Genomic DNA, 12,253 nt, shown 5'->3' on the forward strand with positions numbered 1-12,253 from the left:
CCCCGGGCCTCTCTGCTCTCCCGCCCGCCCTGGCCACCCCGACGTCTATGCGTGTAGAACGGACCTACCCGTTCGAAAGGAACCGTCCATGGACGTCATCTCCGTCATCCGTACCAAGCGCGACCGCGGCGAGCTGACCCCCGCTCAGATCGACTGGGTCATCGACGCCTACACCCGCGGCGAGGTCGCCCACGAGCAGATGTCGTCCCTGGCGATGGCCATCTTCCTCAACGGCATGAACCGCACGGAGATCGCCCGCTGGACGGCCGCGATGATCGCCTCCGGCGAGCGCATGGACTTCTCGTCCCTGCCCCGCCCCACCGCCGACAAGCACTCCACCGGCGGCGTCGGCGACAAGATCACCCTCCCGCTCGCCCCGCTCGTCGCCGCCTGCGGCGCGGCCGTCCCGCAGCTCTCCGGCCGGGGCCTGGGCCACACCGGCGGCACCCTCGACAAGCTGGAGGCCATCCCCGGCTGGCGCGCGACGCTCTCCAACGCCGAGATGCTGGACGTGCTGCGCGACGTCGGCTCGGTCATCTGCGCCGCCGGCGACGGACTGGCGCCCGCCGACAAGAAGCTCTACGCGCTCCGCGACGTCACCGGCACCGTCGAGTCCATCCCGCTCATCGCCTCCTCGATCATGTCCAAGAAGATCGCCGAGGGCACCGGTTCCCTCGTCCTGGACGTCAAGGTCGGCTCCGGCGCCTTCATGAAGCACCTCGATGACGCCCGCGAACTGGCCTCCACCATGGTCGAGTTGGGTACCGATCACGGGGTGCGGACGGTCGCCCTGCTCACCGACATGGCCACCCCGCTCGGCCGGACCGCCGGCAACGCCCTCGAAGTCCGGGAATCCGTCGAGGTGCTGGCCGGCGGCGGCCCCCAGGACGTCGTCGACCTCACCCTCGCCCTCGCCCGCGAAATGCTCGACGCGGCCGGCCTCAAGGACGCCGACCCGGCCAAGGCACTGGCCGACGGCTCCGCCATGGACCACTGGCGCCGCATGATCTCCGCCCAGGGCGGCGACCCCGACGCGGCCCTTCCGGTCGCCCGCGAACAGCATGTCGTCACCGCCGCCTCCTCCGGCACCCTCACCACCCTCGACGCCTACGCCGTCGGCCTCGCCGCCTGGCGCCTGGGCGCCGGCCGCGCCCGCAAGGAGGACCCGGTCCAGGCGGGCGCGGGCATCGAAATGCATGCCAAGCCCGGCGACACGGTCACCGCCGGCCAGCCCCTGCTGACCCTGCACACCGACACCCCGGAGAAGTTCCCCTACGCCCTGGAGGCCCTGGACGGCGGCGTCCTCGTCGGCCCCGAGGACGCGGCCTTCGCCGCCACCCCGGTGGTGCGGGAACGTATCGCCTGACCTGGGGTTTTCCCGTACGGGTGAACGGGATCGGTGGACCTGTGCCGGTCCCGTTCGGCATGCTGGGATCGGTGACGTACCGATAGAGGAGCACACCATGGCAGCAGTATTCGCTGAGCGCCCCCACCGAGCTGATGCATCAGGCTGGGAAGAGGCACTGAGGATCTGGGAGCGGACGAACGCCCCGGAGGGCTGCAAGGTGGAGATCATCGAGGGGATCGTCACCGTGGCACCACCGCCGGAGAGCGACCACAACGACACAGCGGACGAGCTTCAGCGCCTTCTGTACACGGTCATCCCCCGGGACTGGGGGATCTACCAGACCCAAGGGCTGACCGTTCCCGGCAGGCAGGGGCTGTTCGTTCCTGACTTGGCCGTCATCCCCAAGAAGCTGCTGCCGCGTCCGCGTGAGCGCCGGACAGCTGACGTGGCTCGGCTGATCGTCGAGATCACCTCCAGCTCCAACGCGAATCATGATCGCATCGAGAAGCTGAACGGCTACGCGGCAGCCGGTGTCCCCTTGTACCTGCTGTTGGATCCCTGGCACTCCGGAAAGCCGACCGCAACGCTGTACGGAGAGCCGGCGGGTGGTTTGTACAGGGTGCTCGAGACCGTGAAGTACGGCGATGAGATGCACCTTCCCGCGCCGTTCGAGGTCACCGTCGATACGGCACTCTTCCCCGCCGGGTGAGGAAGCTGACGACGAAGAGCCCGCCCCACCAGGACAGGTGGCAGGACGGGCCCTTCGGACCGAGGGGCCTGAGGGGCGTTACGCGGCCTTCTCCAGGTGGAGCAGCCGGCGTTCGGCCACGGCCTTGCGGGTGGCGTAGAGGGTGATCGAGGCGGCGCCGACCATCGCGGCGAGGCCGAGGAGGACGGTGCCCTCCCAGCCGACGGCGTAGAAGGCGGCGGCACCGAGCGCACCGCCCAGGCTGCTGCCGGTGTAGTACGCGCACTGGTAGAGGGCCGACGCCTGGGCGCGGGCCGTCTTGGCCGTGCGGCTGACCGAGGACGAGGCGACCGCGTGGCCCGCGAAGAAGCCCGCGGTGATCAGGATGAGCCCCGCCAGCACGGCGTACACGGAGTCGGCCAGCGAGAGCAGCAGACCCGTGGAGGTGGTGCCGACGGCCAGGTAGAGGGCGCCGCGCCGGCCCGTGCGGGCGACCAGCTTGCCGGCCGCGGCCGAGGAGACCGTACCGACCAGATAGACCACGAAGATCGAACCGATGATGCCCTGCGGGAGGTTGAACGGATCGGAGACCAGGCGGTAGCCGATGACCGTGTAGACCGCGCCGAAGACCGTCATGAACAGCCCGCCGATGGCGTAGAGCCGGCGCAGCAGCGGATCGGCGAGGTGACCGCCGAGGGTGCGGGCCAGCGCCCGCGGGCCCACCGAACGGGCCGCGAAATGCCGGGCCTTGGGGACCAGCAGCCGGAACGTCACCGTGCAGACCACGGCCAGCACACCCACCGCGCCGAGCGCGGCCCGCCAGCCCCAGGCCTGGGCCACCCAGCCGGTCACGATCCGGCCGGACATCCCGCCGATGCTGTTGCCCGCCACGAACAGTCCGATGGCCGCCACCAGAGCCTTGGCCCGTACCTCCTCGGCCAGGAACGCCATCGCCGACGCCGGCAGCCCGGCCAGCGCCACGCCCTGGACGCCGCGCAGCGCGATCAGGACGCCGAGCGACGGGGCGAACGGCACCAGCAGCGCGATCAGCGTGGCCACCGAGAGGGACACCGTCATCAGCGTGCGCCGGCCGAAGCGCTCGGAGACCGCGCTCAGCGGGATCACGCCGAGCGCCAGGCCCAAGGTGGCCGCGGACACGGTCCAGCTGGCCTGATCGGGGCTCACCCCGAGGTCGGTGGAGATCGCGGGCAGCAGCGCCTGCGTGGAGTAGAGCAGCGCGAAGGTGGCCACTCCGGCGGCGAAGAGGGCGAAGCTCATCCGGCGGTAGCCGGGGCCGCCCGGCCGCAGCTTGCCCGACTCGGGGTCGGGCGCGGCGGCGGAGGAAGAGGAGCCGGTGGACGACAAGGGAGAGGCGGCCGCACGGTCGGTGACGGACGCCCCGGTATCAGCGGGAGGCATGGTTCGAAAGTAGGCCTCTGTGTTTCATGCGTCCAATGCATGGAAACGGCATAATCGATGCTGTGACACATGATCGCAGGTCAGGAGGGCCTCTGTTGCAAGGTCGCAACAGAAAAGACGCCGCAACGTCAGCTCGCGGCAGCGGGGAACCGGAGGCGGCCGAGCTCGGCACCGGCTCCTGGGCGGCCGTCCTCGCCCCGCGGCTCGCGCAGTTCACCGCCGTCGCCCGGCACGAACACGTCACCCGCGCCGCGCTGGAACTCGGCATCCCGCAGCCCACCCTCAGCCGCGCCCTGGTCCGCCTGGAAGACGACCTCGGCGTCGCCCTCTTCGCCCGGCACGGCCGCACCCTCTCCCTCACCCCGGCCGGCCGCGCCTTCCTCGCCTCCACCGAACGGGCCCTGACCGACCTGGAACGGGCAACCGAATCCGTACGGGCCGACGTCGACCCCGCCGCCGGGAAGGTGGCGTTCGGCTTTCTGCACACCATGGGCTCGGAGACCGTGCCCGGCCTGATCCGCACCTTCCGCGCCGACCACCCGCGGGTGCGCTTCCAGCTCGTCCAGAACTACGGCGAGGCCATGATCGAACGCCTCCGCGCCGGCGACCTCGACCTGTGCCTGACCTCGCCGGTCCCCGACTACCCGGACCTGATCGCCCGCCGGCTCGACGAGCAGAAGCTGCGCCTGGTCGTCCCGGACGACCACCCGCTGGCCGCCCGCAAGCGGATCCGGCTCGCGGAGGCGGCCGGGGAGCTGTTCGTGACCCTCGAACCGGGCTACGGGCTGCGCCGGATCACCGATGCGCTGTGCGCCGAGGCGGGCTTCACCCCGCGGGTCGCGTTCGAGGGGGAGGAGGCCGAGACGCTGCGCGGACTGGTCGCGGCGGGGCTGGGGGTGGCGCTGCTGCCGCCACCCGCCGTGCCGCGGCCCGGGGTGGCCGAGCTGACCGTCACCGCGCCGCGGGCGGTCCGCGAGATCGGCGTCGCCTGGCTGGAGGGCCACCCGGACACCCCGCCGGTGACCGCGTTCAAGAAATTCCTGCTGAGCCGGCGGGGGAAACTGCTGCCCAGGTGACGGGCGCGCGGCCGGGGCCCACGGCGCTCAGTGCCGCAGCGACGCACCGAAGCCCGCCGCCAGCGGCATCCGCAGCCCCAGCGGCGGCGGCGCGGCCAGCGCGTCCCGCACCGGCCGGGCGAAGCCCCGCGCGAACAGCGAGCCCAGCAGGAAGTCGGCCGCCAGGGCCTGGACTTCGCCGCGGTGCTGGTGCAGCGAGTGGCCGTCGGAGTGCACCTCGAAGCGGCAGGTGTCGCGGTTGACCTTCTTGGCGCGCTCGGCGTAGCGGTAGGACAGATCGGGGTCGGTGCGCTCGTCGTTGGTGCCGTGCACCAGCAGGACCTGCCGGCCGATGAGCTGTTTGACCGGATCGGGCTGCGCCCGGTCCTGCCGCGGGTCGGGCAGCCAAGGAGCCAGCGCCAGCACGGAGTTGACGGCCGGATGGCCGGCGGCGTGCAGCGCGGCGCGGGCGCCCATGCCCGTCCCCACCAGGCAGACCGGCACATCGCCGTAGCGGCGCACGACCTCCTCCAGGGCCCAGGCCGCATCGCCTGCCGGATGGGCCGCGGTCCCGTTCCAGCCGCTGTGGCGGTAGCGCACGACATGGGCGGTCAAGCCCTCGGGCCGCCCCGCCTTCGCCAGCCGGCGCGCCAGCGGACGCATCGCCAGCGCCGACACCGGGGACGGCCGCCGCACCCCCGTCGGCCCGCCGCCGGGCAGCAGCAGTGCCACCCCGCTGACCTCCCGGCCGCCACCACCCCTCCACCGGAGCGCCTCGCGCACCCCGTCCCTGCCACTCGTTCCCAGCGGTTTTCCCAGCCGGGCTTCGCGCACCGGCAGTGCTTGCTGAGCCATGACCAGAACGATGGCAGATGGTGGGGTGCCCGCCACCCTGCGGACGGGTCACTGTTGCGTATCGTTCGGCGCTATCTACGCGCGTAGGGGCTAGAGTGCCGAAATGACGAGCGAGACCACCACCCTTCCGACCAGTGAACAGATCCGCCGCGCCCCCAAGGTGCTGCTCCACGACCACCTGGACGGCGGCCTGCGCCCCGCCACCGTCGTCGAGCTGGCCCGCGAGTCCGGCTACGAGCAACTGCCCGAAACCGACCCGGAAAAGCTCGGGGTCTGGTTCCGTGAGGCCGCCGACTCCGGCTCGCTGGAGCGCTACCTGGAGACCTTCGCGCACACCTGCGCCGTCATGCAGACCCGCGACGCGCTGGCCCGGGTGGCCGCCGAGTGCGCCGAGGACCTGGCCGCCGACGGCGTCGTGTACGCCGAGGTCCGCTACGCGCCCGAGCAGCACCTGGAGCAGGGGCTGACCCTCGAAGAGGTCGTCGAGGCCGTCAACGAGGGCTTCCGCGAGGGCGAGCGGCGGGCCCGGGAGAACGGCCACCGCATCCGCGTCGGCGCCCTGCTGACCGCCATGCGGCACGCCGCCCGCGCCCTGGAGATCGCCGAACTCGCCAACCGCTACCGCGACACCGGCGTCGTCGGCTTCGACATCGCGGGCGCCGAGGCCGGCTACCCTCCCACCCGCCACCTCGACGCCTTCGAGTACCTCAAGCGGGAGAACAACCACTTCACCATCCACGCCGGTGAGGCCTTCGGCCTGCCGTCCATCTGGCAGGCCCTGCAGTGGTGCGGCGCCGACCGCCTCGGCCACGGCGTCCGGATCATCGACGACATCGAGGTCGCCGACGACGGCTCGGTCAAGCTCGGCCGGCTCGCCTCGTACGTACGGGACAAGCGCATCCCGCTGGAGATGTGCCCGACCTCCAACCTCCAGACCGGTGCCGCCCCGTCCTACGCGGAGCACCCCCTCGGCCTGCTGCGCCGGCTGCAGTTCCGGCTCACCGTCAACACCGACAACCGGCTGATGAGCGGGACGAACATGTCCCGCGAATTCGAGCACCTGGTCAAGACATTTCGATACACGCTCGATGACATGCAGTGGTTCACAGTCAATGCGATGAAATCAGCGTTCATTCCTTTCGATGAACGCCTGGCCATGATCAATGACGTCATCAAGCCCGGTTATGCGGAACTCCGGGCCGAATGGCTGTTCCGCCCGGCCGGCACGACGCCCGCTGTGAGCAGTGATTCTGACCCTGCGTAAGGGAAAGCGCGAGCATATAGCGCAACGGCCGGTGGATTGTCCACCGGCCGTTTTTGCATTCGCCGCGGCTGTTTGCGGCGCCGGTTGGCACATCAGTAGGTTGATTGGCCGGTCAAGCCCCCATCAACGAGGACGTAATTCGATGAAGCAGGGAACCATCAAGACTCTCGGTGTCGCCGCCCTCGGCGCCGCCTTCGCCGTCACCGCCGCGGGCGTCGCCAGCGCGGCCCCGGCGGTCGCCGCCGGGGACACCACCGGCGTGCTGCACAGCCTGCCGGTGAAGGACGCCGCCAAGACCGTCTCCGGTCTCACCAAGACCAAGTCGGCCGGCAACGACGTCAAGACCAAGATGAACTCCCAGGGCAACAAGCTGCTGGGCGGCCTGCCGACCAGCGCCGTCACCAAGAACCTCCCCCTCGGTGGCTGAACCTCCCCCCAGGCCCGTCCCGTGAGGGACGCGCAGGGCACCCTGCCCCGGTCCTACGCCCTCGGGCGTACGGCCGGGGCAGTGCTGTGCGGCGGGGGGAGCGGGCCGGGCGTGCGGCGAGCGGCCCGGCCCGGAGCCGCCGGCCGGCCAGGTCACCAGGAGGTGGCGGCCTTGGCCCGGTCCTCGGAGGGCAGGAGTATCCACAGCGCCAGGTAGACCAGGAACTGCGGGCCGGGCAGCAGACACGACAGCACGAAGATCACGCGCATCGTCGTCGGTGTCGTGCCGAAGCGCTGGGCCAGGCCCGCGCACACTCCGGCGATCATTCGGTTGTTGCGGGGACGGACCAGGGCGGTAGCCATGACGGCGACTCCTTTGTGACGTGGTGGGACGGTGTGTCCCGATGTCTCAACGGTAGGTCCGGCCGCCGGAGAGAACATCAGCCTGCGGAGCCACCTCGACCCTGGGGATCCTCGGGGTCCGCCCCCTGAGCCGCTCCTCCCGGCGGCGGAGCCGGCGCCGGGCCCCGGGGACGACCGTCAGATGCACCAGGGCCACCCCGAGCGTGCCCAGCAGCACCGAGTCGATGTCCGGGACCCGTCCGGGTACCCCTGACTGCAGCAGCTCGATGGCCAGCGCGATCATCGCCCCGGCGAACGTGGTCCGGGCGAACGACACCAGAGGTGAAACGTTCAGCCGGCCCGCTGAAAGGGGCAGCAGTACCCCCAGCGGCGCCAGCAGCAGCACCGAGCCGCCCAGATGCTGGACGGCCTGCCACGACGGGCCGAGCGCCAGCTCGGCGCGGATCGTCGCCAGGGGTTCCAGATTCGCGGCCGGCACCCACGGCACCGTACGAGGACGCAGCGTCAGCCAGCTGACGATCAGCAGATGCGCCACGAGGAGAAGGAGTCCGGTGACGCGCATACGGGGGGCGGCGGTGGTGCCGGGGCCATGACGCTGCACACAGCCCAGGACGCCGCGAGCGGGGGCCGCGGTTCCGCCCCCTTGCACCCGTCTTGGCCCGCCCCTTCACCCCACGTCCGACAGCGGGTCCCCCCACCCGGCATTCTCCGCAATGTCCGGATTGGCCAGCACATCGGCCGAACAGTCGAAGCGGTGCGCCGTATCGTCGCCCGGCCCGCCCAGCACCGCCGCATGGGTCCGGCCCAGCGCCGTGCTCGCGCCGTAGGTGCACACCAGCTGCGCCAGTGCGAAGGACGGCAGATCGTCCGGCCGGATGCTGAGCCGCAGCGCATCCGACGGATCACCGGACCGCGGCCCCGTGACCTTCAGATGCGCCGGCAGCGCGCTGCTGAACCCGGCCTTCTCCTCGTCGGGCGAGGGCCGCTGCTGCAACTCGGTCAGCAGCGCACGGGCGGTCGGCAGCCGCGGATCGGCGTCCGGCGACTCCTTGGGCAGCGTCACCGTCCGCTCCACCTGCGCCAGCGCCGAACCGCACACCAGATAGACGGTGGCCTGCGTGGTGCCCGGCGGGCCCGGCGCAGTCCCGGCCGCCGGCGCCTTGCAGCTCACCCGGGACGGCGCGCCGCCCGCGTCGACGGGGACGGACGTACCGCGGATCCCGCAGCCCGCGACGGCCAGCGCGAGCGCCGCCACGGCGCAGGCGCGCCGCCCTGTCCGCCTGGTCGGCGTCATCGGTCGCCCTCCGTGCCCTCGTCCGCCCCGCCGTCGTCCCGGCCGCGCTCCCGGTCGCCGCCCGCCAGCGGGGAGGCGTCCATCGGCAGCCGCAGTGTGAAGACCGCGCCGCCCTCGGGGAGGTTGGCCGCGGTGATCTCCCCGCCGTGGATGTGCGCGTTCTCCAGCGCGATCGACAGGCCCAGACCGCTGCCCTCCGACCGCGGCCGGGAGGCGCTCGCCTTGTAGAAGCGGTCGAAGACGTGCGGAAGGACCTCTTCCGGGATGCCGGGGCCATGATCCCGTACCCGGATCACCAGCGTCCCGCTCCCGGGCCGCCCCGCCTCCGCGCCGTGCCCGGACCGCTCCGGCCCGCCGTCCCCCGCACCGGCCTGCGCCCCGCTCTCCGCCTCCGGCCCGGCCGACGGGCCCGCCGCGTCGACAGCACTGAGGGCTGTGCTGCCCGTCCGGCCGCCCGCCCCGGCACCCGCCGCGTCCTCGGTGCGGACCGAAACCCGCACCGGCGAGCCGCCGTGCTTGAGGGCGTTGCCGATCAGATTCGCCAGGATCACGTCCAGCCGCCGCGGATCCAGCCGGGCCACGATGCCGCGGTCCGCATCCAGATCGACCGCGTCCAGCCACGCCCGGGCATCGATACAGGCGGTCACCTGGTCCGCGACATCGACATCGTCCAGCACCAGCCGGGCCGTGCCCGCGTCGAAGCGGGTGACCTCCATCAGATTCTCGACCAGGTCGTTCAGCCGCCGGGTCTCGCTGACCACCAGCTGCACCGCGGGCGCGATCATCGGATCGAGGGACTCCGCCTCCTCCTCCAGCACCTCGGAGACCGCGGTGATCGCGGTCAGCGGCGTCCGCAGCTCGTGCGACATGTCGGCGACGAACCGCCGGGACGCCGCCTCCCGCCCGCTCAGCTCCTCGACCCGCAGCTCCAGCCGCTCCGCCGTACGGTTGAACGTCCGCGAAAGGTCCGCGAGTTCATCGGTGCCGGTCACCCGCAGCCGGGTGTCCAGCCGCCCCTCGCCGAGCTGCCGCGCCGCATGCCCCAGCCGCTGGACGGGCCGCAGCACCGTCGTCGCCGCGGCCTGCGCCAGCAGCGCCGAGCCGACCAGCGCCAGCGCCGTCGCGATCCCCAGCGACCAGGCCAGCGAATTGAGGTCCTGCTGCTCGGCGGCCAGCGACTTGATCATGTAGCCGGTGGGGCCGCCGCCGGTCACCTTCGCCCCCGCCACCAGATAGGGGGTGTCCGCGACCTCCTTGCGCTGCCAGTACAGATGGTGCGCATAGCGGTTGGACTCATCGACCGGACGTGCCTCGTTGACGGCGGTACGCAGCGACGCCGGCACGGTGGTGAGCGTCAGCAGATCCTTGTCGGTGGTGGCCGCACAGTCCTTGCCGTTGCGGTCCACACCGATCAGCAGCACCGCGTAATTCTGCGGCCCGGCCGCCATCTGCCGCGCCGCGTCCTGGAGTTCGGCGCAGCGCGGACGCAGCGGCAGCGACCGGGTGCTGTCCTCCAGCGCCTTGCGGAAGTCGTTCAGGACGGCATTCTGGGTGCGGTCCAGCACGGTGTTGCGGTTGAGCCAGTAGGCGATACCGGACGCGGACACCGCCGCGGTCAGCGCCACCAGCGCGAAGACCACCACCAGCCGCAGCCGCAGACTCGTCCAGCGCAGCAGCCCCGACGCCCGGCGCAGCAGCCGCAGCGCCCGCCGGCCGCCCGCGGGCGCGCCCCCGCCGCCCGTGGCCTCCTCCTCCGTGGCGCCGTCCGCGGAACGTTCCCTCACTGCGGCGAATCCAGCCGGTAGCCGACACCGCGGACCGTACGGATCAGCGTCGGCGAGGACGGCACGTCCTCCACCTTCGCCCGCAGCCGCTGCACACACGCGTCCACCAGCCGCGAGTCACCGAGATAGTCGTGCTCCCACACCAGCCGCAGCAGCTGCTGGCGGGACAGCGCCTGCCCCGGCCGGCGGCTCAGCTCCAGCAGCAACCGCAGCTCGGTCGGTGTCAGTTGCAGATCCTCGCCGTTCTTGGTGACCGTCATCGCCGAGCGGTCGATCACCAGCGAGCCGAACGTCGCCGAATCGCTCGACTCCCGCTCACCACGGCGCAGCACGGCCCGGATCCGGGCGTCCAGCACCCGCCCCTGCACCGGTTTGACCACATAATCGTCGGCGCCCGACTCCAGCCCCACCACGACGTCGATGTCATCGTTACGCGCGGTGAGCAGGATGATGGGCAGCTGGTCCGTCCGCCTGATCCGCCGGCACACCTCGAAGCCGTCGATGCCCGGCAGCATCACATCCAGCACGATCAGGTCCGGGCGCTGCTCACGCAGCAGCTTCAGGCCGTCCTCGCCCGTCGCCGCGGTCACCACACGGTGACCCTGGCGGGACAGCGAGAGTTCGAGGGCCGTGCGGATGGCGTCGTCGTCCTCGATCAGCAACAGGAAAGGCACTCAGCCATTCTGTCCCATGGGGCGCCGCGACATCGACCAGTGGCGCTCTCGTACACAAGGCCCGTACCCCTCGCACCCCCGCGACGCGCCGCACCGGCCCCTGTGACAGGCCTGTGACAGTCGGCGGACAACGCGATGAAACTGGGTTGGCAGTCTTTTGGGCACCGGGAGAGATCAACAACCGGGACACACCGAACGAGCTGGCTCTACGACGGGGGGCGCGCGATGAACACACTGCACGGCACCACTAACAGCGCAGTTATCACGCGACTCCACGACGTCGTCAGGAACAGCGAGAAGTCCGGCATCGCAGGGGCCACCTCCCTGCGGGGAGCGTGCACCCGCGGCCCCGGACGTCAGCGGACGCCCTACCGGGTGGCCATCGACGCGACGACCGTGACGCTCAACGGGGGAAACGGGCAGCGCCTGGGAGACGCCGCCCACGGGGGGAACAACGGGGGAACGGAGTACGGGGAGGCCACGGGGGAACGGCGCTCCGCGTCGGAGGCGGCGGAGGCCGAAGCGGCCTTCACCGCCTACGTCCAGGAGCGCCGCGCCTCCCTGTACGCCACCGCCTACCACCTGACCGGTGACCGCTACGAGGCCGAGGACCTGCTGCAGAGCGCCCTGTTCTCGACCTACCGGGCCTGGGACCGGATCAGCGACAAGGCGGCGCTCGGCGGCTACCTGCGCCGCACCATGACCAACCTGCACATCAGCGCCTGGCGCCGGCGCAAGCTCAACGAATACCCGACCGAGGAACTGCCGGAGACGGCGGGCGACGTGGACGCGATGCGCGGCACCGAACTCCGCGCCGTGCTGTGGCAGGCGCTGGTCCGGCTGCCCGAGACCCAGCGCACCATGCTCGTACTGCGCTACTACGAGGGCCGCACGGACCCGGAGATCGCGGACATCCTCAACATCAGTGTCGGCACGGTCAAGTCGAGCATCTGGCGCGCCCTGCGCCGGCTGCGCGAGGACGAGGCCCTCAGCTTCGGCCGTGACGAGGAGGAGTCCTTCGGCGAGCTGGTGGCCTGAAGGACGGGGGGAAAGCCCGAGGGGGACCGGGGGGAAGCCCGAGGG

At 71.7% G+C, this 12,253-nt stretch carries 13 protein-coding genes; 6 read left to right on the forward strand and 7 right to left on the reverse strand.

Translation table 11 applies throughout. The features are described 5' to 3' along the window. The first annotated feature begins 88 nt into the window (after positions 1–88). Both EST54_RS30730 and EST54_RS30735 read left to right on the forward strand, forming a co-directional pair. Entirely contained in the window at positions 89–1,366 is a 1,278-nt protein-coding gene (locus EST54_RS30730; protein WP_129250977.1) for a thymidine phosphorylase, read from the forward strand. Positions 1,367–1,463: 97 nt separating this feature from the next. Then, positions 1,464–2,057, forward strand: coding sequence for a Uma2 family endonuclease (locus tag EST54_RS30735; protein WP_129250978.1), 594 nt, complete (start codon positions 1,464–1,466; stop codon positions 2,055–2,057). Positions 2,058–2,135: 78 nt separating this feature from the next. On the opposite strand, the gene EST54_RS30740 is transcribed toward EST54_RS30735, so the two are convergent. Then, positions 2,136–3,455, reverse strand: coding sequence for an MFS transporter (locus tag EST54_RS30740; protein WP_129250979.1), 1,320 nt, complete (start codon positions 3,453–3,455; stop codon positions 2,136–2,138). Positions 3,456–3,550: 95 nt separating this feature from the next. Here EST54_RS30740 and EST54_RS30745 point away from each other — a divergent pair, with 95 nt between their 5' ends. Further along, on the forward strand, positions 3,551–4,531 hold the full coding sequence (locus EST54_RS30745) for a LysR family transcriptional regulator (RefSeq protein ID WP_129250980.1): 981 nt from the start codon (positions 3,551–3,553) through the stop codon (positions 4,529–4,531). Positions 4,532–4,558: 27 nt separating this feature from the next. On the opposite strand, the gene EST54_RS30750 is transcribed toward EST54_RS30745, so the two are convergent. Then, positions 4,559–5,365, reverse strand: coding sequence for an alpha/beta hydrolase (locus EST54_RS30750; protein WP_129250981.1), 807 nt, complete (start codon positions 5,363–5,365; stop codon positions 4,559–4,561). Positions 5,366–5,468: 103 nt separating this feature from the next. Here EST54_RS30750 and EST54_RS30755 point away from each other — a divergent pair, with 103 nt between their 5' ends. Both EST54_RS30755 and EST54_RS30760 read left to right on the forward strand, forming a co-directional pair. Beyond that, positions 5,469–6,629 (forward strand): adenosine deaminase, encoded by a 1,161-nt coding sequence (locus EST54_RS30755; protein ID WP_129250982.1) that lies wholly within the window; start codon positions 5,469–5,471, stop codon positions 6,627–6,629. Positions 6,630–6,771: 142 nt separating this feature from the next. Further along, entirely contained in the window at positions 6,772–7,056 is a 285-nt protein-coding gene (locus EST54_RS30760) for a hypothetical protein (protein ID WP_129250983.1), read from the forward strand. Between the two features lie 152 nt (positions 7,057–7,208). Here EST54_RS30760 and EST54_RS30765 read toward each other — a convergent pair whose 3' ends face one another. The 5 genes from EST54_RS30765 to afsQ1 all read right to left on the reverse strand — a co-directional run bounded on the left by EST54_RS30765 (position 7,209) and on the right by afsQ1 (position 11,170). Next, positions 7,209–7,418: a PspC domain-containing protein gene (locus tag EST54_RS30765; protein WP_129250984.1), complete on the reverse strand. Its 210-nt coding sequence runs from the start codon at positions 7,416–7,418 to the stop codon at positions 7,209–7,211. A gap of 46 nt (positions 7,419–7,464) precedes the next feature. Then, positions 7,465–8,019: a VanZ family protein gene (locus EST54_RS30770; RefSeq protein ID WP_161989335.1), complete on the reverse strand. Its 555-nt coding sequence runs from the start codon at positions 8,017–8,019 to the stop codon at positions 7,465–7,467. Positions 8,020–8,085: 66 nt separating this feature from the next. Continuing rightward, a complete protein-coding gene (locus EST54_RS30775; RefSeq protein WP_239012754.1) occupies positions 8,086–8,712 on the reverse strand; it encodes a hypothetical protein in 627 nt (208 codons plus the stop codon). Beyond that, complete coding sequence (locus tag EST54_RS30780; protein ID WP_239013102.1) at positions 8,709–10,415, reverse strand: sensor histidine kinase; 1,707 nt, start codon at positions 10,413–10,415, stop codon at positions 8,709–8,711. Before EST54_RS30780 ends, EST54_RS30775 begins: the two co-directional genes overlap by 4 nt. A gap of 77 nt (positions 10,416–10,492) precedes the next feature. Then, a complete protein-coding gene (gene afsQ1, locus EST54_RS30785) occupies positions 10,493–11,170 on the reverse strand; it encodes a two-component system response regulator AfsQ1 (protein WP_026169550.1) in 678 nt (225 codons plus the stop codon). 225 nt (positions 11,171–11,395) lie between these two features. Between afsQ1 and EST54_RS30790 the strand changes: the two genes are divergently transcribed. Continuing rightward, entirely contained in the window at positions 11,396–12,208 is an 813-nt protein-coding gene (locus EST54_RS30790; RefSeq protein WP_129250986.1) for a SigE family RNA polymerase sigma factor, read from the forward strand. Positions 12,209–12,253 lie beyond the last annotated feature (45 nt).

This window comes from Streptomyces sioyaensis, assembly GCF_004122735.1.
GTDB classification, from domain to species: domain Bacteria; phylum Actinomycetota; class Actinomycetes; order Streptomycetales; family Streptomycetaceae; genus Streptomyces; species Streptomyces sioyaensis.

What these genes read in the sequence shown, in the direction of transcription:
- EST54_RS30730 (WP_129250977.1), top strand. Translation starts at nt 89, where the DNA reads ATGGACGTCATCTCCGTCATCCGTACCAAGCGCGACCGCGGCGAGCTG.
- EST54_RS30735 (WP_129250978.1), top strand. Translation starts at nt 1,464, where the DNA reads ATGGCAGCAGTATTCGCTGAGCGCCCCCACCGAGCTGATGCATCAGGC.
- EST54_RS30740 (WP_129250979.1), bottom strand. Translation starts at nt 3,455, where the DNA reads ATGCCTCCCGCTGATACCGGGGCGTCCGTCACCGACCGTGCGGCCGCC.
- EST54_RS30750 (WP_129250981.1), bottom strand. Translation starts at nt 5,365, where the DNA reads ATGGCTCAGCAAGCACTGCCGGTGCGCGAAGCCCGGCTGGGAAAACCG.
- EST54_RS30755 (WP_129250982.1), top strand. Translation starts at nt 5,469, where the DNA reads ATGACGAGCGAGACCACCACCCTTCCGACCAGTGAACAGATCCGCCGC.
- EST54_RS30760 (WP_129250983.1), top strand. Translation starts at nt 6,772, where the DNA reads ATGAAGCAGGGAACCATCAAGACTCTCGGTGTCGCCGCCCTCGGCGCC.
- EST54_RS30765 (WP_129250984.1), bottom strand. Translation starts at nt 7,418, where the DNA reads ATGGCTACCGCCCTGGTCCGTCCCCGCAACAACCGAATGATCGCCGGA.
- EST54_RS30775 (WP_239012754.1), bottom strand. Translation starts at nt 8,712, where the DNA reads ATGACGCCGACCAGGCGGACAGGGCGGCGCGCCTGCGCCGTGGCGGCG.
- EST54_RS30790 (WP_129250986.1), top strand. Translation starts at nt 11,396, where the DNA reads ATGAACACACTGCACGGCACCACTAACAGCGCAGTTATCACGCGACTC.